A 24760-nucleotide genomic window follows, 5' to 3' on the forward strand; every position below is an offset into this window, starting at 1 on the left:
GGGGCGTGATCATCTAACACCTTTTTTACACGCTTGACCACTGCCGGAAAGTCTGGCATTACGGTATGGAAGCGATTACATGATGGTCTGGAGGGCGGTATGAGGCGGATGGTGTCCCGATGCGGGCGGTTGGCCCTGGTGCTGGTGGCGCTCGGCATGGCCGGCGGCGCGGTTGCCGCGGGGAGCAGGGGGCTGTCGGATCCGGGCTACCGCTATTACGAAGTGGGCGACCTGGACGCCGAGCGGCCCGGCCAGACCCAGGCGGCGATGATGCTGATGGGCGGCGGCGACTGGGTTCCCGAAGCCTTCCACTGGTGGGTCGAGCGCGCCGGCAACGGCCGCGTGGTGATCCTGCGCGCCTCCGGCGACGACAACCTGCAGAACGAGCTGTACTACGACATCGGCGGGGTCACCTCGGTGCAGACCCTGGTGTTCGACAGCCGCAAGGCCGCCGACGACCCGGCGGTGCTGCGGGTGGTGCGCGGCGCCGACGCCATCTTCATCGCCGGCGGCGACCAGTCCCGCTACATCCGCTTCTGGAAGGGGACCGAGCTGAACCAGGCCCTCAACGAGCACGTCGCCGCGGGCAAGCCGATCGGTGGCACCAGCGCCGGGCTGGCGATCCTCGGGGGTACAGCTATGGCGCGCTGGACGGTGGCAGCGTCAACTCGCCCACCGCGCTGAGCGACCCGATGGGCAGCAAGGTCACCATGGACCAGGACTTCCTGACCATGCCCTATCTTTCCAACGTGGTCACCGACACCCATTTCGCCAAGCGCGAGCGCCTGGGCCGGCTGATCGTGTTCGTCGCCCGCGCCGCCCAGGAGAAGGGGCAGGACGACATCGTCGGCATCGGCGTGGATGAAGACACCGCGCTGTGCGTCGAGGCCGATGGCCGCGGCCGCGTCTACTCGCTCGACGACGGCTATGCCTGGCTGGTGATGCCGCACCGCACCGCCGACCGCCTGAGCAGCGGCGAATCGCTGGAATTCAGCTCCATCCCGGTGACCGGGGTGGGCGCCGGCAGCCGCCTGCACCTGGACGGGTTCACCGTCGACAACCCGGCCTTCACCGCCGTCGCCAACGTGGTCGATGGCGAACTGGAGCTGCAGCCGGACTGATGCCTGCGCGCGCAGCCCGGATGGACGTGGAAGGGGCTTCGGCCCCTTCCCGCGTTTCAGGGGGGGGCGTGGATGGCAGCGGCCGTGGCGACAGCGTCTGTTCAGACCCATGAAGGCGTGCCTAGAATCGGGCACCTTTCCTGAGTGAAGAAACATGAAGCTGACTTCCGCGGTATTGCTGGGCCTGGCGTCGTTGTCTTCCGTGTCGGCGGTGGCCGCGCCGGCCTCCCCCCTGCTGGTGATCCACGGTGGCGCCGGCGTGGAGCGCCAGGACCTCAACCCGGAGGAAGTGCGCGCGGCGCGCGCCGCGCTGGAGGCGGCGCTGCGCAAGGGGCACGAGGCGCTGGCGGCCGGCAAGCCGGCGATGGATGCGGTCACCGCCGCGATCACCGTGCTGGAGAACGACCCGACCTTCAATGCCGGTCGTGGCGCGGTCTTCACCCATGACGGCAAGAACGAGCTCGATGCCTCGCTGATGGACGGCGCCACCCTGCGCGCGGGCGCGGTGGCGGGCGTGCACACCGTCAAGAACCCGATCCTGCTGGCGCGCGCGGTGATGGAGCATTCGCCGCACGTCATGATGATCGGGCAGGGCGCGGAGATGTTCGCCGCCGAGCAGAAGATCGAGCAGGTGGATCCGTCCTACTTCCGCACCGAGAAGCGCTGGCAGCAGCTGCAGCGCGCGCTGAAGGAAGAGGCCGCCGGGCAGGCGCACGCCGACCTGGAGACGGCCAAGCATTTCGGTACCGTCGGCGCGGTCGCGCTCGACGCGCAGGGCAAGCTGGCCGCGGGCACCTCCACCGGCGGCATGACCAACAAGCGCTACGGGCGCGTGGGCGACTCCCCGATCATCGGCGCCGGCACCTATGCCAGCGACAGCTGCGCGGTGTCGGGTACCGGCTGGGGCGAGTTCTACATCCGCCTGGCCGCGGCCCACGAGATCTGCTCGCGCATGAAGTACCTCGGCGAAACCCCGGCCCAGGCCGGCGACGAGGTCATCGTCAAGCGCCTGCCGGCGATGGGCGGCGATGGTGGCGCGATCGTGCTGTCGGCCGACGGCAAGGCGGCTACGCCGTTCAACACCGAGGGCATGTACCGCGGCTGGATCGGTGCCGACGGCGTGCCGCACGTGGCGATTTTCGCCGACGAGAAGCTGAAGATGCCGGGCGAGTGAGCGGGTCGCGCTGCCGGTGACGGAAATTTTCGCGGAATGTGAAAATTTCTGTTGACAGCATCGCGGGCCATCACCAGAATAGCGGGCTCTCCCACCCCTGACCGGTTAGGCCAAGGTCATCAGAAAAGGGGTGGAGCGGAGGGATACCCAAGCGGCCAACGGGGGCAGACTGTAAATCTGCTGGCTTACGCCTTCGGTGGTTCGAATCCACCTCCCTCCACCAGTTTCATGTTGTGGCTGTTTTCCCGGTGCGGGAGTAGTTCAATGGTAGAACCTCAGCCTTCCAAGCTGATGGTGCGGGTTCGATTCCCGTCTCCCGCTCCATTGAACGAAATTGAAAACATGTCATAATACAAAACTCGCTCACGTAGCTCAGTCGGTAGAGCACCTCCTTGGTAAGGAGGAGGTCGAAGGTTCGATTCCTTTCGTGAGCACCATCTTGCTCAAAGCGCCATAACCAACCAGTTACCGAGAAGAAGCAGCCATGTCCAAGGGTAAGTTCGAGCGTACCAAGCCGCACGTCAACGTCGGCACCATCGGCCACGTCGACCATGGCAAGACCACGCTGACCGCCGCGCTGACCAAGATCGGTGCCGAGCGTTTCGGTGGCGAGTTCAAGGACTACTCCTCGATCGACGCCGCGCCGGAAGAGAAGGCGCGTGGCATCACGATCTCGACCGCGCACGTCGAGTATGAATCCGCGACCCGCCACTACGCCCACGTGGACTGCCCGGGCCACGCCGACTACGTGAAGAACATGATCACCGGTGCGGCGCAGATGGACGGCGCGATCCTGGTGTGCTCGGCCGCCGACGGCCCGATGCCGCAGACCCGCGAGCACATCCTGCTGTCGCGCCAGGTTGGCGTGCCGTACATCGTCGTGTTCCTGAACAAGGCCGACATGGTGGACGACGCCGAGCTGCTGGAACTGGTCGAGATGGAAGTGCGCGAGCTGCTGAGCAAGTACGACTTCCCGGGCGATGACACCCCGATCGTGCACGGTTCGGCCCGTCTGGCGCTGGAAGGCGACCAGAGCGACATCGGCGTGCCGGCGATCCTGAAGCTGGTCGATGCCCTCGACAGCTGGATCCCGACCCCGGAGCGCGACATCGACAAGCCGTTCCTGATGCCGGTGGAAGACGTGTTCTCGATCTCGGGCCGCGGCACCGTGGTGACCGGCCGTATCGAGCGCGGCATCATCAAGGTGGGTGACGAAATCGAAATCGTCGGCATCCGTCCGACCCAGAAGACCACCGTCACCGGCGTGGAAATGTTCCGCAAGCTGCTGGACCAGGGCCAGGCGGGCGACAACGCGGGCCTGCTGCTGCGCGGCACCAAGCGTGACGACGTGGAGCGCGGCCAGGTGCTGGCCAAGCCGGGTTCGATCACCCCGCACACCGAGTTCGAAGCCGAGGTGTACGTGCTGTCCAAGGACGAAGGTGGCCGTCACACCCCGTTCTTCAAGGGCTACCGTCCGCAGTTCTACTTCCGTACCACCGACATCACCGGCGCCGTGCAGCTGCCGGAAGGCGTCGAGATGGTGATGCCGGGCGACAACGTGAAGATGTCGGTCACGCTGATCAACCCGGTGGCGATGGACGAAGGCCTGCGCTTCGCCATCCGCGAAGGCGGCCGCACCGTCGGTGCTGGCGTCGTCGCCAAGATCACCAAGTAAGCCTGCAGTACCCGGCGGTAGTTGAGTCTGCCGCTGGTACGCGAATGGCGGGCCGGGAACCTCGGTCCGCCTTCGCCGTCTAAGGGACGTGAAACAAGCCAAGTCATACGCCAGTAGCTCAATTGGCAGAGCAGCGGTCTCCAAAACCGCAGGTTGGGGGTTCGAGTCCCTCCTGGCGTGCCACTTGCCACCTATCCAGTGACCTTGGTCGCGCCCGCAGCAAGAGTCGGATGAACAGCAAGATCGAGCATTCCAAGAGCGCCGCCTCCGGTGGCGATATGGTCAAGTACGTTGGCGCCGCCCTGCTGGTGCTGGCGGGCTTGTTCGTCTGGTTCTGGTTCTCCACTCCGGCGCGCGCGGTGCAGCTCGGTGCCTGGTCGGGTCAGCTGCGTGCGCTGGCCGTGGTCGTCGGCCTGGTCGCCGGCGGCGCGTTGTTCATGCTCACCGCCAAGGGCCACCAGGTCCGCGAATTCCTTTCCGAGTCCCGGTTCGAGCTGCGCAAGGTCGTATGGCCGACCCGCCAGGAAGCCATCCGCATGACCTGGGTGGTGATCGTGGTCGTGATCGTGCTGAGCCTGCTGCTGGGTGGCTTCGACTTCGTGATCCAGAAGCTGACCCAGTGGTTCCTGGGGCGTTGAGGAGATAACAGTGAAACGTTGGTACGTCGTCCATGCCTATTCGGGCTTCGAGAAGTCGGTTGCCCAGGCTCTGCGTGACCGCATCGCCCGCGAGGGCATGGAGGAGCGTTTCGGCGACGTCCTGGTTCCGACCGAGGAAGTGGTGGAAATGCGCTCCGGCCAGAAGCGCCGTTCCGAGCGCAAGTTCTTCCCGGGTTACGTGCTGGTCCAGATCGAGACCCACGAGGAAGCCGGCATTCCGCGCATCGACAACGAAAGCTGGCACCTGGTCAAGGAAACCCCGAAGGTGCTGGGCTTCATCGGCGGCACCGCCGACCGCCCGCTGCCGATCCGTGACGACGAAGCCGCTGCCATCCTGGATCGCGTCCAGGAAGGCGTCGAGAAGCCGCGCCCGAAGGTGCTGTTCGAACCGGGCCAGATGGTCCGTGTCATCGACGGTCCGTTCAACGACTTCAATGGCGTGGTCGAGGAAGTCAACTACGAGAAGAGCCGCCTGCGCGTGTCGGTGCTGATCTTTGGTCGCGCCACCCCGGTCGAGCTCGAGTTCGGCCAGGTCGAAAAGGCGGTCTGAACCGTGCCGCCAGCCTGTTCAGGTTGGCGGCATAAAAACTGCTAGAATTGCCGGCTCCCTGAAAGGGGCTGAGATCAAAGGCCGCCGCGAGGTGGCCTTTGCCGCGATTCCAAGATTTCAAAACGCGATGCCGGGACGCGTGATTCCCGGTCCGATGGGGAGCCTGTTGTCGCAAGGCGCTAGCACCCGGAGAGCACTCAAATGGCAAAGAAAGTTGTCGGTTACATCAAGCTGCAGGTGAAGGCCGGTCAGGCCAACCCCTCGCCGCCGGTCGGTCCTGCGCTGGGTCAGCGCGGCCTGAACATCATGGAGTTCTGCAAGGCGTTCAATGCCGCCACGCAGAAGCTGGAGCCGGGTATCCCGGTGCCGGTGATCATCACGGCCTACTCGGACCGTACCTTCACCTTCATCACCAAGAGCACCCCGGCCACCGTGCTGCTCAAGAAGGCGGCGGGCATCACCTCCGGCTCCAAGCGCCCGAACACCGACAAGGTGGGCAAGGTCACCCGCAAGCAGCTTGAAGAAATCTGCAAGGCGAAGGAGCCGGACCTGACGGCTGCCGACCTGGACGCCGCCGTGCGTACGATCGCGGGCTCGGCCCGTTCCATGGGCCTGGTGGTGGAGGGTTAATCAGATGGCACAGACCAAGCGTGAGAAGGCCATCAAGGCCGCCGTCGTCCCGGGCAAGAGCTACGCCTTCGAGGACGCGATCAACATCCTGAAGACCGCCACCAAGGCCAAGTTCGTCGAGTCGATCGACGTCGCCGTGCGCCTGGGCGTGGACGCGAAGAAGTCCGACCAGCAGGTGCGCGGTTCGACCGTGCTGCCGGCCGGTACCGGCAAGTCGGTGCGCGTGGCGGTGTTCGCCCCGGCCGGTGCCAAGGCTGACGAAGCCCTGGCCGCTGGCGCCGAAGCCGTCGGCATGGACGACCTGGCCGAGAAGATGCAGGCCGGCGACCTGAATTACGACGTGGTCATCGCGACCCCGGACGCCATGCGCGTCGTCGGCAAGCTGGGCACCGTGCTGGGCCCGCGCGGCCTGATGCCGAACCCGAAGGTCGGCACCGTTTCCCCGAACCCGGGCGAAGCCGTGAAGAACGCCAAGTCGGGCCAGGTGCGTTACCGCACCGACAAGGCCGGCATCATCCACTGCACCATCGGCAAGGCCAGCTTCGACAACGCCGCGCTGCAGTCGAACCTGCAGGCGCTGCTGCTGGACCTGATCAAGGCCAAGCCGGCCACCTCGAAGGGCACCTACCTGCAGAAGGTTTCGGTCAGCTCGACGATGGGCCCGGGCGTCACCGTCGACCAGTCGTCGCTGACTCTGAAGTAATCGTTTCAAGCGGCCGCGGCGCCTCGGTGCCGTGGCCGTGACATTTGAAGGCATCGCGGGCAGTGCATCGTCCGCGGTAGCCGTCAAAGACCGCAGGCGCGGTCAGCGCATACCGGCGACGGGCAGGGAAGCTCGATCTGGCAAGGAGTCGCCGCCGGCATAGCGGGATCGCTTAATCGATTCCCCGGAATCACCCTGCGTAGATGGTGCCCTTCTGGAGTTTTTCTGGTTCACGCACGTCTGGGTTTCCCAGGTTGGCCCACTCCAGGTCTAGAACGGCCCACCCCCGGAGCATCATCCCGATGTTCCCGGCGTCCAGGACGGATGCCGCACAGGACCGCACACGGCAGGAGCCGTAAGCGGAGTTCAATTGGAGGAGTGCAATGGCTCTCAATCTGTCCCAGAAGCAAGAAGTAGTCGCCGAACTGGCAGACGTCGCCGCCAAGGCCCACTCCTTGATCGCAGCCGAATACGCTGGCACCACGGTCGCCCAGATGACCGCGATGCGCAAGCAGGCCCGCGAAACCGGCGTTTTCTTGAAGGTTGTCAAGAACACGCTGGCCGCGCGCGCCGTCGAAGGCACCGATTTCGCAGTCGCTAAGGACCAGATGGTCGGTCCGCTGCTGTATGCGTTTTCGCTCGAGGAGCCCGGCGCCGCCGGTCGCCTGATCAAGGAAGCAGCCAAGGGCAACGACAAGCTGAAGGCGAAGGTCGTGGCGATCGGTGGGGAAATCTTCCCGGCCAGCCACGTCGACGTGCTGGCATCGCTGCCGACCCGTGATCAGGCCCTGGCCATGCTGGCCCGCGTCCTGACCGAGCCGGTCACCATGTTCGCGCGCGCCGTCAAGGCTGTTGGTGAGAAGCAGAACGGTGGTGCGGCTGTCGAAGCTGCCGAGCCGGCCGCTGAAACCGCCTGAGTTCGACGTTTCCGTGGTTCTGAATAGAACCTCAATCCAGAATATTTTCCAAAGGTAATCAAAATGTCCCTTACCAACGAACAGATCGTCGACGCCATCGCCGAGAAGTCCCTGATGGAAGTGATGGAGCTGGTCAAGGCCATCGAAGACAAGTTCGGCGTTTCCGCCGCCGCCCCGGTCATGGCCGTCGCCGCTGCCGGCCCGGCCGCTGCCGTCGAAGAGCAGACCGAGTTCAACGTCATCCTGAAGGATGCCGGCGCCAAGAAGGTCGAAGTCATCAAGGCCGTGCGCGCCATCACCGGCCTGGGCCTGAAGGAAGCGAAGGATCTGGCCGAGGCCGGTGGCGTCGTGAAGGAAGGCGCTTCGAAGGAAGACGCCGAGAAGTTCAAGAAGGAACTGGAAGCCGCCGGCGCCACCGTCGAGCTGAAGTAAGCAGTTCCCTTGCGTCGCCATCGAATCACGGCGATGCAGCCAGGGCTGGGGGCCTAAAGCCCCCGGCCTTTGGTCGTTGTAGAGCCGGGCATGCCCGGTGCGGTGAAAAGCCCAACACGGGCTGCGTTCCAACCCCGGCCGGCCCGCGCATCGCGCGGCGGGCAGGGCGGCAGGCAGACGAGTTGGCAGTTGGAAGTAGCGGGAGAAGGCGTGCTGGTGCCGGCAATACCAGCGACTTCCAACTGACAATTTAAAAGTTCCCTTCCGGGTCGTGGACGCACGGCCCGCACAACAAGGTGGAAGATCCCATGACGTCCTATTCGTACACCGAAAAAAAGCGCATCCGCAAGGATTTCGGCAAGCAGCGCTCGATCCTCGAGGTGCCGTTCCTGCTCGCCATCCAGGTCGACTCGTACCGCGAGTTCCTGCAGGAGAACGTTGACCCGGCCAAGCGCTCCGACCACGGCCTGCACGCCGCGCTGAAGTCGGTGTTCCCGATCTCCAGCTACAGCGGCAATGCCGCCCTGGAGTACGTGGGCTACAAGCTGGGCGAGCCGGTGTTCGACGAGCGCGAGTGCCGCCAGCGCGGCATGAGCTACGGCGCGCCGCTGCGCGTGACCGTGCGCCTGGTCATCTACGACAAGGAATCGTCCACCAAGGCGATCAAGTACGTGAAGGAGCAGGAGGTCTACCTCGGCGAAATCCCGCTGATGACCGACAACGGCACCTTCATCGTCAACGGTACCGAGCGCGTCATCGTGTCGCAGCTGCACCGTTCGCCGGGCGTGTTCTTCGACCACGACCGCGGCAAGACCCACAGCTCGGGCAAGCTGCTGTACAGCGCCCGCATCATTCCCTACCGCGGTTCCTGGCTGGACTTCGAGTTCGACCCGAAGGACGCGCTGTTCACCCGCATCGACCGCCGCCGCAAGCTGCCGGTGTCGATCCTGCTGCGCGCGCTCGGCTACAACAACGAAGAAATGCTCAACGAGTTCTTCGACATCAACACCTTCCACATCCTGCCGGAAGGCGAGGGTGTGCAGCTGGAGCTGGTGGCCGAGCGCCTGCGCGGCGAGACCCTGGGCTTCGACCTGGCCGATGGCGACAAGGTCATCGTGGAAGCCGGCAAGCGCATCACCGCGCGCCACGTCAAGCAGCTGCAGGCCTCGGGCATCGCCGCGCTGGCCGTGCCGGACGACTACCTGGTCGGCCGCATCCTGTCGCATGACGTGGTCGACGCCAACACCGGCGAACTGCTGGCCCAGGCCAACGACGAGATCACCGAAGAGCAGCTGCAGAACTTCCGCAAGGCCGGCGTCGACGCGGTCGGCACCCTGTGGGTGAACGACCTGGATCGTGGCCCGTACCTGTCCAACACCTTGCGCATCGACCCGACCAAGACCCAGCTCGAGGCCCTGGTCGAGATCTATCGCATGATGCGCCCGGGCGAGCCGCCGACCAAGGACGCCGCGCAGAACCTGTTCCACAACCTGTTCTTCACCTTCGAGCGCTACGACCTGTCCACGGTCGGCCGCATGAAGTTCAACCGCCGCGTCGGCCGCAAGGAAGTCACCGGCGAAGCCGTGCTGTACGACAGCAAGTACTTCGGCGAGCGCAACGACGAAGAGTCCAAGCGCCTGGTTTCCGCGCACGGCGACGGCTCGGACATCCTCGACGTGATCAAGGTCCTGACCGAGATCCGCAACGGCCGTGGCGTGGTGGACGACATCGACCACCTGGGCAACCGCCGCGTGCGTTCGGTCGGCGAAATGGCCGAGAACGTGTTCCGCGTGGGCCTGGTCCGCGTCGAACGCGCGGTCAAGGAGCGCCTGTCGATGGCCGAGTCCGAAGGCCTGACCCCGCAGGAGCTGATCAACGCCAAGCCGGTCGCCGCTGCCATCAAGGAATTCTTCGGTTCCTCGCAGCTGTCGCAGTTCATGGACCAGAACAACCCGCTGTCGGAAGTGACGCACAAGCGCCGCGTCTCGGCACTGGGCCCGGGCGGCCTGACCCGCGAGCGCGCCGGCTTCGAAGTGCGCGACGTGCACCCGACCCACTACGGCCGCGTCTGCACCATCGAAACCCCGGAAGGCCCGAACATCGGCCTGATCAACTCGCTGGCGGTGTTCGCCCGCACCAACCAGTACGGCTTCCTCGAGACGCCGTACCGCAAGGTCGTGGACGGCAAGGTCACCGACGACGTCGAGTACCTGTCGGCGATCGAGGAGAACGAGTACGTCATCGCCCAGGCCAACGCCCTGACCGATGCCAAGAACATGCTCACCGAGCAGTTCGTGCCGTGCCGTTACCAGGGCGAGTCGCTGCTGAAGCCGCCGGCGGAAGTGCACTTCATGGACGTCTCGCCGATGCAGACCGTGTCGGTCGCCGCGGCGCTGGTGCCGTTCCTGGAGCACGATGACGCCAACCGCGCACTGATGGGCGCGAACATGCAGCGCCAGGCTGTTCCGACCCTGCGCGCGCAGAAGCCGCTGGTCGGCACCGGCATCGAGCGCGCCGTGGCGCGTGACTCGGGCGTGACCGTGAATGCCCGTCGCGGTGGCGAGATCGTGCAGATCGACGCCGGCCGCATCGTGGTCAAGGTCAACGAGAACGAGATCACCGACGCCACCGACGCCGGCGTCGACATCTACAACCTGATCAAGTACACCCGCTCGAACCAGAACACCTGTATCAACCAGCGTCCGCTGGTGAAGGTGGGTGACGTCATCGCCCGCGGCGACGTGCTGGCCGACGGTCCGTCGACCGACATCGGCGAACTGGCCCTGGGCCAGAACATGCTGATCGCGTTCATGCCGTGGAACGGCTACAACTTCGAAGACTCCATCCTGCTCTCCGAGCGCGTGGTGGAAGAGGATCGCTACACCACGATCCACATCGAGGAGCTGACCTGCGTCGCGCGCGACACCAAGCTGGGGCCGGAGGAAATCTCGGCCGACATCCCGAACGTCTCCGAGCAGGCGCTGAACCGCCTGGACGAGAGCGGCGTGGTGTACATCGGTGCCGAAGTCCGCGCCGGCGACATCCTGGTGGGCAAGGTCACGCCGAAGGGCGAGAGCCAGCTGACCCCGGAAGAGAAGCTGCTGCGCGCGATCTTCGGCGAGAAGGCGTCCGACGTTAAGGACAGCTCGCTGCGCGTGCCGCCGGGCATGGACGGCACCGTCATCGACGTGCAGGTATTCACCCGCGACGGCATCGAGAAGGACAAGCGCGCGCGCCAGATCGAAGAGAACGAGATCAAGCGCGTCAAGAAGGACTTCGACGACCAGTTCCGCATCCTGGAAGCGGCGATCTACGCGCGCCTGCGTTCGCAGATCGTGGGCAAGGTGGCCAATGGCGGTGCCGGCCTGAAGAAGGGCGACACCATCACCGACGCCTTCCTGGACGGCCTGAAGAAGGCCGACTGGTTCACCCTGCGCATGAAGGACGAGGATGCTTCGGAAGCCATCGAGCGCGCCCAGAAGCAGATCCAGGCGCACGAGAAGGAGTTCGAGCGCCGCTTCGCCGACAAGCGCGGCAAGATCACCCAGGGCGACGATCTGGCCCCGGGCGTGCTGAAGATGGTCAAGGTGTTCCTGGCGGTGAAGCGCCGCATCCAGCCGGGCGACAAGATGGCAGGCCGCCACGGCAACAAGGGTGTGGTCTCCAACGTGGTGCCGGTCGAGGACATGCCGTACATGGCCGACGGTACCTCGGTGGACATCTGCCTGAACCCGCTGGGCGTGCCGTCGCGCATGAACATCGGCCAGATCCTCGAAGTGCACCTGGGCTGGGCCGCCAAGGGCCTGGGCAAGCGCATCCAGAAGATGCTGGAGCAGCAGCGCGCGGTGAGCGAGCTGCGCGAGTTCCTCGGCAAGATCTACAACCACGACAGCAAGCTGTCCGGTGATCGCGTCGACCTGTCCCAGTTCAGCGACGAGGAGCTGGTGGCGCTGGCCAAGAACCTGACCGACGGCGTGCCGATGGCCACCCCGGTGTTCGACGGCGCGCACGAGGACGAGATCCGCGAGATGCTGAACCTGGCATACCCGGATGGCGACAAGGACACCGAGCAGTTGGGCTTCAACGCCAGCAAGACGCAGATGCAGCTGTACGACGGCCGCACCGGCGAGGCGTTCGACCGCAAGACCACCGTCGGCTACATGCACTACCTGAAGCTGAACCACCTGGTCGACGACAAGATGCACGCCCGTTCGACCGGTCCGTACTCGCTCGTCACCCAGCAGCCGCTGGGCGGCAAGGCGCAGTTCGGCGGCCAGCGCTTCGGTGAGATGGAAGTCTGGGCGCTGGAAGCCTACGGCGCGGCCTACACCCTGCAGGAAATGCTGACGGTGAAGTCCGACGACGTGCAGGGCCGCAACCAGATGTACAAGAACATCGTCGACGGCGAGCACGAGATGGTCGCGGGCATGCCGGAGTCCTTCAACGTGCTGGTGAAGGAAATCCGCTCCCTGGCCATCAACATGGAACTGGAAGACAACTGATCGAGCAGGCGCCGCCGCAGTGATGCGGCGGCGCCGCCGGCAGCGCCCTGACAGCCCATCGACACAGCATTCCTCCTTTCGGAGAACACCATGAAAGACCTGCTCAATCTCTTCAACCAGCAGCGCCAGACGCTGGACTTCGACGCGATCAAGATCGGCCTGGCTTCGCCGGACCTGATCCGCTCCTGGTCCTTCGGCGAGGTGAAGAAGCCGGAAACCATCAATTACCGCACCTTCAAGCCGGAACGCGACGGCCTGTTCTGCGCCGCCATCTTCGGCCCGGTGAAGGACTACGAGTGCCTGTGCGGCAAGTACAAGCGCATGAAGCACCGCGGCGTCGTGTGCGAGAAGTGCGGCACCGAAGTGACCCTGGCCAAGGTGCGCCGCGAGCGCATGGGCCACATCGACCTGGCTTCGCCGGTCGCCCACATCTGGTTCCTCAAGTCGCTGCCGTCGCGCATCGGCCTGATGCTGGACATGACCCTGCGCGACATCGAGCGCGTGCTGTACTTCGAAGCGTACGTGGTGACCGAGCCGGGCCTGACCGCCCTGGAGCGCCGCCAGCTGCTGACCGAAGAGCAGTACCTGCAGGCGCGCCAGGAGCACGGTGACGACTTCGACGCCGCCATGGGCGCCGAGGCCGTGTACGAGCTGCTGCGCACCATCGACCTGCAGGCCGAGATGGTGAAGCTGAAGGAGGAGATCGCCTCCACCGGTTCGGAAACCAAGCTCAAGCGCCTGACCAAGCGGATCAAGCTGGTCGAGGCCTTCCTGGAATCGGGCAACCGTCCGGAATGGATGGTCATGACCGTGCTGCCGGTGCTGCCGCCGGACCTGCGCCCGCTGGTGCCGCTGGACGGTGGCCGCTTTGCGACCTCCGACCTGAACGACCTGTACCGCCGCGTCATCAACCGCAACAACCGCCTGCGCCGCCTGCTGGAGCTCAACGCGCCGGACATCATCGTGCGCAACGAAAAGCGCATGCTGCAGGAATCGGTTGACGCGCTGCTGGACAACGGCCGCCGCGGCCGTGCCATCACCGGCACCAACAAGCGCCCGCTCAAGTCGCTGGCCGACATGATCAAGGGCAAGCAGGGTCGCTTCCGCCAGAACCTGCTGGGCAAGCGCGTGGACTACTCCGGCCGTTCGGTGATCACCGTCGGTCCGTACCTGAAGCTGCACCAGTGCGGCCTGCCGAAGAAGATGGCGCTGGAGCTGTTCAAGCCGTTCGTGTTCGCCAAGCTGCAGCGTCGCGGCCTGGCCACCACCATCAAGGCCGCCAAGAAGCTGGTCGAGCGCGAGGAAGGCGAGGTCTGGGACATCCTGGAAGAAGTCATCCGCGAGCATCCGGTGCTGCTGAACCGCGCGCCGACCCTGCACCGCCTCGGCATCCAGGCGTTCGAGCCGCTGCTGATCGAAGGCAAGGCGATCCAGCTGCACCCGCTGGTCTGCACCGCGTTCAACGCCGACTTCGACGGTGACCAGATGGCCGTGCACGTGCCGCTTTCGCTGGAAGCCCAGCTGGAAGCGCGTGCGCTGATGATGTCCACCAACAACATCCTGTCGCCGGCCAACGGCGAGCCGATCATCGTGCCGTCGCAGGACGTGGTGTTGGGTCTGTACTACCTCAGCCGCGCCCTGATCAACAAGAAGGGCGAGGGCATGGTGTTCGCCAACACCAACGAAGTGAAGCGCGCCTACGACAACCGCGTGGTCGAGCTGCACGCCAAGGTCAAGGTGCGCATCACCCAGGTCGAGCGCGACGAACAGGGCAACAAGGTCAGCAGGACCTCGATCCAGGACACGACCGTCGGCCGTGCGCTGCTGAGCGAGATCATGCCCGAGGGCCTGCCGTTCGAGCTGTGCAACACCGAGATGACCAAGAAGAACATCTCGCGCCTGATCAACCAGAGCTACCGTCTGCTCGGCCTGAAGGACACCGTGGTGTTCGCCGACAAGCTGATGTACACCGGCTACGCCTACGCGACCCGCGCCGGCGTGTCGATCGGCATCGACGACATGCTGATCCCGGACGAGAAGAAGGGCATCCTGGGCGAAGCCGAGCAGGAAGTGCTGGAAATCCAGGAGCAGTACCAGTCGGGCCTGGTCACCGCCGGCGAGCGCTACAACAAGGTGGTCGATATCTGGTCGCGTACCAACGAGCGCATTGCCAAGGCGATGATGGAAACCATCGGTACCGAGAAGGTCGAGGACGCCGAGGGCAAGCTGGTCGACCAGAAGTCGATGAACTCGCTGTACATCATGGCCGACTCCGGCGCCCGTGGTAGCCAGGCACAGATCCGCCAGCTGGCCGGCATGCGTGGCCTGATGGCCCGTCCGGATGGCTCGATCATCGAGACGCCCATCAAGGCGAACTTCCGCGAAGGCCTGAACGTGCAGGAGTACTTCAACTCCACCCACGGTGCCCGTAAGGGTCTGGCCGATACCGCGCTGAAGACCGCGAACTCCGGTTACCTGACCCGCCGCCTGGTCGACGTGGCGCAGGACGTGGTGATCACCGAAGTCGACTGCGGCACCGTCGATGGCCTGACCATGACCCCGATCGTGGAAGGCGGCGATGTGGTCGAGCCGCTGAAGGACCGCGTGCTGGGCCGCGTCGTGGCCGAGGACGTGTTCCTGCCGGGCAACGACGAGGATCCGATCGTCACCCGCAACACGCTGCTCGACGAAGCCTGGGTGCAGAAGCTCGAGGACGCCGGCGTGCAGTCGATCAAGGTGCGCTCGACCATCACCTGCGAAAGCTCGTTCGGCGTGTGCTCGCGCTGCTACGGCCGCGACCTGGCCCGTGGCCACCTGGTCAACATCGGCGAAGCGGTCGGCGTCATCGCCGCGCAGTCGATCGGTGAGCCGGGTACCCAGCTGACCATGCGTACGTTCCACATCGGTGGCGCGGCATCGCGTGCGGCGGCGGTGGACAACATCACCGTCAAGACCACCGGTTCGGTGAAGTTCAACAACCTCAAGCACGTCGACCACGCCAACGGTTCGCTGGTGGCGGTGTCGCGTTCGGGCGAAGTGTCGGTGCTCGACGCCCACGGCCGCGAGCGCGAGCGCTACAAGCTGCCGTACGGTGCCACCATCACGGTCAAGGACGGTGCCGAGATCAAGGCCGGCCAGACCGTGGCCAACTGGGATCCGCACAACCACCCGATCGTGTCGGAAGTGGCCGGCTTCATCCGCTTCATCGACTTCATCGACGGCGTCACCGTCATCGAGAAGACCGACGAGCTGACCGGCCTGGCCTCGCGCGAGATCACCGATCCGAAGCGTCGTGGCTCGCAGGCCAAGGATCTGCGTCCGCTGGTGCGCATCGTCGATGCCAAGGGCAACGACCTGACCATCCCGGGCACCGACCTGCCGGCGCAGTACCTGCTGCCGCCGCGCTCGATCGTCAACCTGCAGGACGGCGCCCCTGTGGGCGTGGGCGACGTGGTCGCCAAGATCCCGCAGGAAGCGTCCAAGACCCGCGACATCACTGGTGGTCTGCCGCGCGTGGCCGACCTGTTCGAGGCGCGCAAGCCGAAGGATCCGGCGATCCTGGCCGAGCGTTCGGGCATCATCAGCTTCGGCAAGGACACCAAGGGCAAGCAGCGCCTGATCATCAAGGACACCGATGGTTCCGAGCACGAGGAGCTGATTCCGAAGTACCGCCAGATCATCGTGTTCGAAGGCGAGCACGTCAGCCGCGGTGAAACCATCGTGGACGGCGAGCCGAGCCCGCAGGACATCCTGCGCCTGAAGGGCGTTGAGGAGCTGGCGCGCTACCTGGTCAAGGAAATCCAGGACGTGTACCGCCTGCAGGGCGTGAAGATCAACGACAAGCACATCGAGGTGATCTCGCGCCAGATGCTGCGCAAGGTCGAGATCGTCGACCAGGGCGGCAGCAAGTTCCTCAATGGCGAGCAGGCCGAGCGCCAGCGCGTGATCGAGGAAAATGCCAAGCTGGTGACCCGCAACGAGCTGCCGGCCCGCTTCGAGCCGGTGCTGCTGGGCATCACCAAGGCCTCGCTGGCGACCGAGTCGTTCATCTCGGCGGCGTCGTTCCAGGAGACCACCCGCGTGCTGACCGAGGCGGCCGTGCGCGGCACCGCGGACAACCTGCGCGGCCTGAAGGAAAACGTGATCGTCGGCCGCCTGATTCCGGCGGGTACCGGCCTCGCGTACCACACCAAGCGCCGTCGCGGCGCCTCCGGCCTGACCGAGTCGGAGATCGAGACCCTGGCCGGTACGGCGGTGATCGAGTCGGAGGTTGCACCGGCTGAAGCTGAACAGGCTGCAGGCGGCGAGGAATGAGGTAGGTCCGGCCATTGGCCGGGCGCTTTGAAGAACCGCCGGTCCGCCCGGGCCGGTGGTTCAACCTGAACGGGGTACATGGAGGCCCCCTGTAACGGCCCGGGATCAGGGCTGGCCTGGAAGGGACGCGTTTGACTGCGTTCTGGACGGGTTGCTACAATCGTCTGTCTCGGCAGGCCTGAATTTCGGGCCTGCTTTCCATTTTCCGCATCTGGCCGTTTTTGCGGCCCCAATCAGAAGAACCTACTGATGGCGACGATCAACCAGCTGGTCCGCAAGCCGCGGCAAGCGACCACCTACAAGAGTGCCTCGCCGGCGCTCGACAAGTGCCCGCAGCGCCGTGGCGTCTGCACCCGTGTCTACACCACCACCCGAAGAAGCCGAACTCGGCTCTGCGCAAGGTTGCCAAGGTCCGCCTGACCAACCAGGAAGAGGTCATTTCCTACATCGGTGGTGAAGGCCACAACCTGCAGGAGCACTCCGTGGTCCTGATCCGCGGCGGTCGCGTCAAGGACCTGCCGGGTGTGCGTTACCACACCGTTCGCGGCTCGCTCGACGCCGCCGGCGTCGCCAAGCGTCGCCAGGCCCGTTCCAAGTACGGCGCCAAGCGTCCGAAGGCCTAAGGAGAGAGCACTATGTCGCGTAAGGGTAATACTCCGCAGCGTTCCGTCCTGCCCGATCCGAAGCACGGAAGCGAAACCATCGCCCGCTTCATCAACATGGTCATGCAGAGCGGCAAGAAGTCGGTCGCCGAGAAGATCGTGTACGGCGCCATGGACGTGATCGGCGAAAAGAATCCGAATGCCATCGAGCTGGTGCAGAAGGCGCTGGACAACGTGGCCCCGGCCGTCGAAGTGAAGTCCCGCCGTGTCGGCGGCGCCACCTACCAGGTGCCGGTCGAAGTGCGCGCCTCGCGCAAGATGGCGCTGGCCATGCGCTGGCTGATCGAGTCGGCCCGCAAGCGCGGTGAGAACTCGATGCCGCGCAAGCTGGCCGCCGAGCTGCTGGACGCCTCGGAAAACCGTGGCGGCGCCATCAAGAAGCGTGAAGAAACCCACCGCATGGCGGAAGCGAACAAGGCGTTCGCGCACTACCGCTGGTGAGTTTGAAGGCCTTGTGAACACAGGCCGGTGACACCATCTGGGTGTCACCTCGCGGTGACAGAATCGCCGCGTCAACCCGAAGGCCGCCGAAAGGCGGCGTTCGGCCATTCCGAAATCCGAAAAATCTGAGAGGCTCCCCGTGGCCCGCACCACTCCCATCGAGCGTTACCGCAACTTCGGCATCATGGCCCACATCGATGCCGGCAAGACCACCACGTCCGAGCGCATCCTGTTCTACACCGGCAAGAGCCACAAGCTGGGTGAGGTGCACGATGGCGCCGCCACCATGGACTGGATGGAGCAGGAGCAGGAGCGTGGCATCACGATCCAGTCCGCTGCCACCACCGCGTTCTGGAAGGGCATGGACAAGTCCATGCCGGAGCACCGCTTCAACATCATCGATACCCCGGGCACGTCGACTTCACCATCGAAGTCGAGCGTTCGCTGCGCGTGCTCGACGGCGCGGTGTTCGTGCTGTGCGCCGTCGGTGGCGTGCAGCCGCAGTCCGAGACCGTGTGGCGCCAGGCCAACAAGTACCACGTGCCGCGCATCGCGTTCGTCAACAAGATGGACCGCACCGGCGCCAACTTCTTCAAGGTCCGTGACCAGCTGAAGGCCCGCCTGGGCGCCGTGCCGGTGCCGATGCAGATCCCGGTGGGTGCCGAGGACAACTTCCAGGGCGTGGTCGACCTGGTGAAGATGAAGGCCATCGCGTGGGACGAGAAGTCCCAGGGCATGAGCTTCGAGTACCGCGACATCCCGGCTGAGCTGCAGGCCCAGGCCGAGGAAGCGCGCGCGTTCATGGTCGAGTCGGCCGCCGAAGCCAGCGAAGAGCTGATGGAGAAGTACCTGGGCGGCGAGGAGCTGACCGAGGACGAGATCTACAACGCCCTGCGTATCCGTACGCTGGCGACCGAGATCGTGCCGATGTTCTGCGGCTCGGCGTTCAAGAACAAGGGCGTGCAGGCCATGCTCGACGGCGTCATCAAGCTGCTGCCGTCGCCGGTCGACGTGCCGGCGGTCAAGGGCACCGACATCGACGACGAGAGCAAGGAAATGTCGCGCGAATCCAGCGACAAGGCCCCGTTCTCGGCGCTGGCGTTCAAGATCATGACCGACCCGTTCGTGGGTTCGCTGACCTTCTTCCGCGTCTACTCGGGCGTGCTGAACGCCGGCGACCAGGTGCTGAACTCGGTGCGCAACAAGAAGGAGCGCATCGGCCGCGTGCTGCAGATGCACTCCAACAACCGCGAAGAGATCAAGGAAGTGCTGGCCGGCGACATCGCCGCGGCGGTGGGCCTGAAGGACGTCACCACCGGTGACACCCTGTGCGCCATCGACGCCCCGATCGTCCTGGAGCGCATGGCGTTCCCGGAGCCGGTGATCTCCATGGCGGTCGAGCCGAAGACCAAGTCCGACCAGGAAAAGATGGGCATGGCCCTGGGCCGTCTGGCGCAGGAAGACCCGTCGTTCCGCGTCAAGACCGACGAAGAGTCGGGCCAGACGATCATCTCGGGCATGGGCGAGCTGCACCTGGACATCATCGTCGACCGCCTGAAGCGCGAGTTCAACGTCGAAGCCAACGTCGGCAAGCCGCAGGTCGCGTACCGCGAGACCATCCAGGCCGCGGACGTGAAGTCGGACTACAAGCACGCCAAGCAGTCCGGTGGTAAGGGCCAGTACGGTCACGTCGTGATCGAAATGTCCCCGATCACCGCCGCCGACCGCGAGAAGCACGGCGCCGACATCAAGGACGACTTCCTGTTCCTGAACGAGATCACCGGTGGCGTGATTCCGAAGGAATTCATCCCGTCGGTCGAGAAGGGCCTGCGCGAGACCATCACCAGCGGCCCGCTGGCCGGCTTCCCGGTGGTGGACGTGAAGGTCAAGCTGGTGTTCGGTTCGTACCACGACGTCGACTCCTCGGAAATGGCGTTCAAGCTGGCCGCCTCGATGGCGTTCAAGCAGGGCTTCGCCAAGGCCAAGCCGGTGCTGCTGGAGCCGATCATGAAGGTCGAGATCGTGACCCCGGAGGACTACCAGGGCGACGTGATGGGCGACGTGAGCCGTCGCCGCGGCGTGCTGCAGGGTTCGGACACCAGCGTTTCGGGCGTTGTCATCAATGCGATGATCCCGCTGGGCGAAATGTTCGGTTACGCCACCCAGCTGCGTTCGATGACCCAGGGTCGCGCCACGTTCTCGATGGAGTTCGACCACTACGAGCCGGCGCCGAACAACATCGCCGAAACCGTCATCAAGAAGGCCTGAGCCCGCGGGGCTCAGGTTCTCCACACAACTTTCAGCTAATCAAGGAATATCAAAATGTCCAAGGGTAAGTTCGAGCGTACCAAGCCGCACGTCAACGTCGGCACCATCGGCCACGTCGACCATGGCAAGACCACGCTGACCGCCGCGCTGACCAAGATCGGTGCCGAGCGTTTCGGTGGCGAGTTCAAGGACTACTCCTCGATCGACGCCGCGCCGGAAGAGAAGGCGCGTGGCATCACGATCTCGACCGCGCACGTCGAGTATGAATCCGCGACCCGCCACTACGCCCACGTGGACTGCCCGGGCCACGCCGACTACGTGAAGAACATGATCACCGGTGCGGCGCAGATGGACGGCGCGATCCTGGTGTGCTCGGCCGCTGACGGCCCGATGCCGCAGACCCGCGAGCACATCCTGCTGTCGCGTCAGGTCGGCGTGCCGTACATCGTCGTGTTCCTGAACAAGGCCGACATGGTGGACGACGCCGAGCTGCTGGAACTGGTCGAGATGGAAGTGCGCGAGCTGCTGAGCAAGTACGACTTCCCGGGCGATGACACCCCGATCGTGCACGGTTCGGCCCGCCTGGCGCTGGAAGGCGACCAGAGCGACATCGGCGTGCCGGCGATCCTGAAGCTGGTCGATGCACTGGACAGCTGGATCCCGACCCCGGAGCGCGACATCGACAAGCCGTTCCTGATGCCGGTGGAAGACGTGTTCTCGATCTCGGGCCGCGGCACCGTGGTGACCGGCCGTATCGAGCGCGGCATCATCAAGGTGGGTGACGAAATCGAAATCGTCGGCATCCGTCCGACCCAGAAGACCACCGTCACCGGCGTGGAAATGTTCCGCAAGCTGCTGGACCAGGGCCAGGCGGGCGACAACGCGGGCCTGCTGCTGCGCGGCACCAAGCGTGACGACGTGGAGCGCGGCCAGGTGCTGGCCAAGCCGGGTTCGATCACCCCGCACACCGAGTTCGAAGCCGAGGTGTACGTGCTGTCCAAGGACGAAGGTGGCCGTCACACCCCGTTCTTCAAGGGCTACCGTCCGCAGTTCTACTTCCGTACCACCGACATCACCGGCGCCGTGCAGCTGCCGGAAGGCGTCGAGATGGTGATGCCGGGCGACAACGTGAAGATGTCGGTCACGCTGATCAACCCGGTGGCGATGGACGAAGGCCTGCGCTTCGCCATCCGCGAAGGTGGCCGCACCGTCGGTGCCGGCGTCGTCGCCAAGATCACCAAGTAATCGCGTTTTCCCCGTTCGCGGGAGCGTCGGACAAGGGCGGCCTCCGGGCCGCCCTTTTTTGTTGCCGCTAGGGGAAGGCAGTCCTTCGGGGCGCCGGCAAGCGGGGGGGGCGGAAATCGCTCTCGGCGGTTCCTGGTCGCCGTCTTCCGGGCAAGCGGTTCTCCTGGGCGTCGTTGCTGCGGGTATCCGGCGCACGCTTCCGGCGAGGCCATTGCAGCCGTCAACGGTGACCGGCCGGGATGACAGGGGCGGACGGAAGCGTCAGCCGTCGAACGGATCCGCGCCCAGCGTTTCGACCACGTGGTCGACGAAGCAGGTGATCCGCGCGGCCAGCGCGGTGTTGCGGTAGTAGACCGCGTTGACCGGCTGGCGCACGTCCAGCGTCTGCGCCGGGAACAGCGGCACCAGCCGGCCCTGCTCGCGGTCCGTGCGGGTCATGAAGTCGGACAGGCAGACGATGCCCTGGCCGGCCAGGGCCAGATGGCGCAGCGTCTCGCCGCTGGAGGCGGCGATCGTCGGCTGGATGCGCACGACGTTGCCGGCCGCATCGCGCAGCGGCCACTCGTTGAGCGTTTCGGGCTGGGTGAAGCCCAGCAGGGAATGCCGGGCCAGGTCGCCGGGGTCGGCCGGCACGCCGTGGCGTTCGAGATAGGCGGGGCTGGCCAGCACCCGTACACGGCTGCCGCCCAGCGGGCGGGCGTGCAGGGTGGAGTCCTTCAGGGTGCCGATGCGGAACGCCACGTCGGTGCGCTTCTCGATCAGGTCGACGATGCCCTCGTTCGAATTCAGTTCCAACTCGACCTCCGGGTAGCGCTCGCTGAAGCCGGCGACCAGCGGCACCAGCACGTGCAGCATGAAGGGCGTGGCCGCGTCGACCCGCAGTCGCCCCGCCGGGCGCATGCGCCTGGCGGCCATCTGCTCCTCGGCTTCGTCCACCGACGCGAGGATGGCGCGTGCGTGCTGCAGGAAGGTGGCACCTTCCTCGGTCAGCTCCAGGCGCCGCGTCGTGCGCCGCAGCAGGGTGGTGTGCAGCTTTTCCTCCAGCCGCCCGAGCGCACGGCTGGTGGCCGAGATCGTCAGCCCCAGCAGTTCCGACGCGGCGGTGATCGACCCGGCGTCCACCACGGCCACGAACGCCTGCAGTTCATCGAGGGTGGTCTTCATTGTTGATCCTGATTCAAATGAATTTGGTCAATACAGGGATTAATCTGCAAATATTAGCCCGACACACTGCGCGCCATGAAATCTTCCAACGCCCTGTTCGCCCTCGCCATCGGTGCCTTCGCCATCGGCACCACCGAATTCACCCCGATGGGACTGCTGCCCGTGATCGCCGATGGCGTGCAGGTCGGCATTCCCACCGCCGGCATGCTGGTCTCCGCCTACGCGATCGGCGTCATGGCCGGTGCGCCGTTGATGACCCTGCTGTTCAGCCGCTTCGGCAAGCGCGCGGCGCTGATGTGGCTGATGGTGCTGTTCACCGTCGGCAACCTGCTGTCCGCCTCCGCGCCGGGCTACACGACCCTGCTGCTGTCGCGCCTGGTCACCAGCCTCAACCACGGCGCGTTCTTCGGCATCGGCGCGGTGGTTGCCGCCAGCGTCGTGCCGAAGGACAGGCAGGCTAGCGCCATCGCCACCATGTTCATGGGCCTGACCATCGCCAACATCGGTGGCGTGCCGGCCGCGACCTGGATCGGCCAGCAGGTAGGTTGGCGACTGGCCTTCGGCGGTACTGCCGTGCTGGGCCTGGTCACCATCGCCGCCCTGTGGCTGGCGCTGCCCAAGGGCGAGCCCGGTACGCGCCCGGATGTGCGCCGCGAACTGAAGGTGCTGGCCCGCCCCGAGGTGCTGCTGGCCATGGGTACCACGGTGCTCGGCGCCGGCGCGATGTTCGCGCTCTATACCTATGTGGCGCCGGTGCTGGCCGAGATCACCCATGCCAGTCCGGGCTTCGTGGCCTTCGCGCTGGTGCTGATCGGCATCGGCTTCACGCTGGGCAACAGCATCGGCGGCCGCCTGGCCGACTGGTCGCTGGACGGCGCGACCAAGCTGATCCTCGGTGCACTCGCGCTGGTCATGGCGGTGCTGCCGTTGGTGATGACCACCCATGTCGGCGCCGCCATCGGCCTGGTGGTCTGGGGCGCAGCCGCCTTCGGCATCGTGCCGCCGGTGCAGATGCGGGTGATGCAGGCCGCCGCCCAGGCGCCCGGCCTGGCCTCGTCGGTCAACGTGGGTGCGTTCAACCTCGGCAACGCGGTGGGGGCGGCCCTCGGTGGCGCCGTCATCGGCCAGGGGCTGGGCTACGCCGCCGTGCCGCTGGCCGGCGCCGCGCTGGCAGCGGGCGGCCTGGGCCTGGTGTGGCTGGGCAATGCCGGCCGCCGCCGGGTGGTACAGGGCGCCTGACCGGCTGGTCAGGCGCGCGCGGACAGCCTCCATTTCCTTTCCTGCAGGAGTCATTCCATGAGCATTCCTTCCTTTGGTCTCGGCACTTTCCGCCTCACCGGCCAGACCGTCATCGATTCGGTGAAGTCCGCGCTCGAGCTGGGCTACCGCGCCATCGACACCGCGCAGATCTACGGCAACGAGACCGACATCGGCCAGGCCATCGCCGAAAGCGGTGTGCCGCGTGCGGACCTGTTCCTCACCACCAAGATCTGGGTGGACAACTACGCCGCCGACAAGCTGATCCCGAGCCTGCGCGAGAGCCTGGACAGGCTGCGCACCGACCATGTCGACCTGGCCCTGATCCACTGGCCGGCGCCCGGTAATGGCGTCGAGCTGGCCGACTGCATGGCCGCGCTGGCCGAAGCCAAGAGGCTGGGCCTGACCCGCCAGATCGGCGTGTCCAACTTCAACATCGAACTGACCCGGCAGGCCATCGCCGCCGTCGGCGCGGGCGAAATCGCCACCAACCAGATCGAACTCAGTCCCTACCTGCAGAACGGCAGGCTCACCGCGTTCCTGAAGGAACAGGGCATCGCCGTCACCTCCTACATGACCCTGGCCTACGGCAAGGTGCTCAAGGATCCGGTGCTGGCCGGGATCGCCGCCAGGCACGGCGCCACCGTGGCGCAGGTCGCCCTGGCCTGGGCGGTGCAGCTGGGCTATGCGGTGATTCCGTCCTCGACCCGCCGCGAGAACCTAGCCAGCAACCTGCTCGCCCGTGACCTGGAACTGGACGCCGAAGACATGGCGCGCATCGCCGCGCTCGAGCGCAATGGCCGCGAAGTCAACCCGGAAGGTCTGGCGCCGGCCTGGGACTGAGCGACAGCGGTCTGGCCGCCGGGGCCGCATCCGTAACGCCGGCTTGTGGGATGGCGGCTGTCTGGCGCCTCGGGCTGGTGCTGCATGCCGGATCATGGCGTCCGCCGGACGGATTTTCGTGCGCTGGCGATGTGGGGCGCGCTGCGGTGATGCGGCGCAGGTGCCCCAGGGGTCCAGGCTGATGGCCGGTGCCATCGGCTCTC

General features: G+C 65.6%; 16 protein-coding genes, 4 tRNA genes and 3 pseudogenes. 21 read left to right on the forward strand and 2 right to left on the reverse strand.

What is annotated here, in order from left to right; translation table 11 throughout:
- Positions 1 to 99 precede the first annotated feature (99 nt).
- From B1L07_03525 to B1L07_03575, 11 genes and pseudogenes are all read left to right on the forward strand, one after another.
- A pseudogene (locus B1L07_03525) lies at positions 100 to 1121 on the forward strand (peptidase).
- Between the two features lie 154 nt (positions 1122 to 1275).
- Positions 1276 to 2295 carry an isoaspartyl peptidase/L-asparaginase gene (locus B1L07_03530; protein AUZ54338.1) on the forward strand — a complete coding sequence of 340 codons (1020 nt, stop codon included), beginning with the start codon at positions 1276 to 1278 and terminating at the stop codon, positions 2293 to 2295.
- A gap of 137 nt (positions 2296 to 2432) precedes the next feature.
- Positions 2433 to 2518: transfer RNA gene (locus B1L07_03535), tRNA-Tyr, on the forward strand.
- Positions 2519 to 2545: 27 nt separating this feature from the next.
- Positions 2546 to 2619, forward strand: a tRNA-Gly gene (locus B1L07_03540).
- Positions 2620 to 2656: 37 nt separating this feature from the next.
- Positions 2657 to 2732 (forward strand) — tRNA-Thr (locus tag B1L07_03545).
- A 47-nt stretch (positions 2733 to 2779) separates the two neighbouring features.
- Positions 2780 to 3970 carry a translation elongation factor Tu gene (locus B1L07_03550; GenBank protein AUZ54339.1) on the forward strand — a complete coding sequence of 397 codons (1191 nt, stop codon included), beginning with the start codon at positions 2780 to 2782 and terminating at the stop codon, positions 3968 to 3970.
- A 107-nt stretch (positions 3971 to 4077) separates the two neighbouring features.
- Positions 4078 to 4153, forward strand: a tRNA-Trp gene (locus tag B1L07_03555).
- A 47-nt stretch (positions 4154 to 4200) separates the two neighbouring features.
- Positions 4201 to 4608: a preprotein translocase subunit SecE gene (locus tag B1L07_03560; GenBank protein AUZ54340.1), complete on the forward strand. Its 408-nt coding sequence runs from the start codon at positions 4201 to 4203 to the stop codon at positions 4606 to 4608.
- A gap of 10 nt (positions 4609 to 4618) precedes the next feature.
- The gene (gene nusG, locus B1L07_03565; GenBank protein ID AUZ54341.1) at positions 4619 to 5179 is read left to right on the forward strand and encodes a transcription termination/antitermination protein NusG; all 561 of its coding nucleotides are present in this window, start codon (positions 4619 to 4621) and stop codon (positions 5177 to 5179) included.
- Between the two features lie 201 nt (positions 5180 to 5380).
- Positions 5381 to 5809: a 50S ribosomal protein L11 gene (locus B1L07_03570; GenBank protein AUZ54342.1), complete on the forward strand. Its 429-nt coding sequence runs from the start codon at positions 5381 to 5383 to the stop codon at positions 5807 to 5809.
- Positions 5810 to 5813: 4 nt separating this feature from the next.
- Entirely contained in the window at positions 5814 to 6512 is a 699-nt protein-coding gene (locus tag B1L07_03575; GenBank protein AUZ54343.1) for a 50S ribosomal protein L1, read from the forward strand.
- 190 nt (positions 6513 to 6702) lie between these two features.
- Here B1L07_03575 and B1L07_03580 read toward each other — a convergent pair whose 3' ends face one another.
- On the reverse strand, positions 6703 to 6906 hold the full coding sequence (locus B1L07_03580; protein ID AUZ56441.1) for a hypothetical protein: 204 nt from the start codon (positions 6904 to 6906) through the stop codon (positions 6703 to 6705).
- On the opposite strand from B1L07_03580, the gene B1L07_03585 reads away from it, so the two are divergent.
- From B1L07_03585 to B1L07_03620, 8 genes and pseudogenes are all read left to right on the forward strand, one after another.
- Entirely contained in the window at positions 6896 to 7429 is a 534-nt protein-coding gene (locus B1L07_03585; GenBank protein ID AUZ54344.1) for a 50S ribosomal protein L10, read from the forward strand. The genes B1L07_03580 and B1L07_03585 overlap by 11 nt on opposite strands.
- A 63-nt stretch (positions 7430 to 7492) precedes the next feature.
- The gene (locus B1L07_03590; GenBank protein ID AUZ54345.1) at positions 7493 to 7861 is read left to right on the forward strand and encodes a 50S ribosomal protein L7/L12; all 369 of its coding nucleotides are present in this window, start codon (positions 7493 to 7495) and stop codon (positions 7859 to 7861) included.
- A gap of 308 nt (positions 7862 to 8169) precedes the next feature.
- Positions 8170 to 12363 (forward strand): DNA-directed RNA polymerase subunit beta, encoded by a 4194-nt coding sequence (locus B1L07_03595; GenBank protein AUZ54346.1) that lies wholly within the window; start codon positions 8170 to 8172, stop codon positions 12361 to 12363.
- A 90-nt stretch (positions 12364 to 12453) separates the two neighbouring features.
- Positions 12454 to 16677 (forward strand): DNA-directed RNA polymerase subunit beta', encoded by a 4224-nt coding sequence (locus B1L07_03600; GenBank protein AUZ54347.1) that lies wholly within the window; start codon positions 12454 to 12456, stop codon positions 16675 to 16677.
- A 249-nt stretch (positions 16678 to 16926) separates the two neighbouring features.
- Positions 16927 to 17300 (forward strand): annotated as a pseudogene (locus B1L07_03605) (30S ribosomal protein S12).
- 12 nt (positions 17301 to 17312) lie between these two features.
- Positions 17313 to 17780 carry a 30S ribosomal protein S7 gene (locus B1L07_03610; protein ID AUZ54348.1) on the forward strand — a complete coding sequence of 156 codons (468 nt, stop codon included), beginning with the start codon at positions 17313 to 17315 and terminating at the stop codon, positions 17778 to 17780.
- Positions 17781 to 17919: 139 nt separating this feature from the next.
- Positions 17920 to 20048 (forward strand): annotated as a pseudogene (locus B1L07_03615) (translation elongation factor G).
- A 54-nt stretch (positions 20049 to 20102) separates the two neighbouring features.
- A complete protein-coding gene (locus B1L07_03620; GenBank protein ID AUZ54349.1) occupies positions 20103 to 21293 on the forward strand; it encodes a translation elongation factor Tu in 1191 nt (396 codons plus the stop codon).
- 261 nt (positions 21294 to 21554) lie between these two features.
- Here the strand turns inward: B1L07_03620 and B1L07_03625 are convergent, their stop codons facing one another.
- Entirely contained in the window at positions 21555 to 22457 is a 903-nt protein-coding gene (locus tag B1L07_03625; protein AUZ54350.1) for a LysR family transcriptional regulator, read from the reverse strand.
- Between the two features lie 75 nt (positions 22458 to 22532).
- Here B1L07_03625 and B1L07_03630 point away from each other — a divergent pair, with 75 nt between their 5' ends.
- Together B1L07_03630 and B1L07_03635 are read left to right on the forward strand one after the other, a co-directional pair.
- Entirely contained in the window at positions 22533 to 23696 is a 1164-nt protein-coding gene (locus B1L07_03630) for an MFS transporter (GenBank protein ID AUZ54351.1), read from the forward strand.
- Positions 23697 to 23753: 57 nt separating this feature from the next.
- Complete coding sequence (locus B1L07_03635; GenBank protein AUZ54352.1) at positions 23754 to 24557, forward strand: 2,5-didehydrogluconate reductase B; 804 nt, start codon at positions 23754 to 23756, stop codon at positions 24555 to 24557.
- The last annotated feature ends 203 nt before the right edge of the window (positions 24558 to 24760 follow it).

This window comes from Stenotrophomonas acidaminiphila (assembly GCA_002951995.1).
Lineage (GTDB): Bacteria > Pseudomonadota > Gammaproteobacteria > Xanthomonadales > Xanthomonadaceae > Stenotrophomonas > Stenotrophomonas acidaminiphila_A.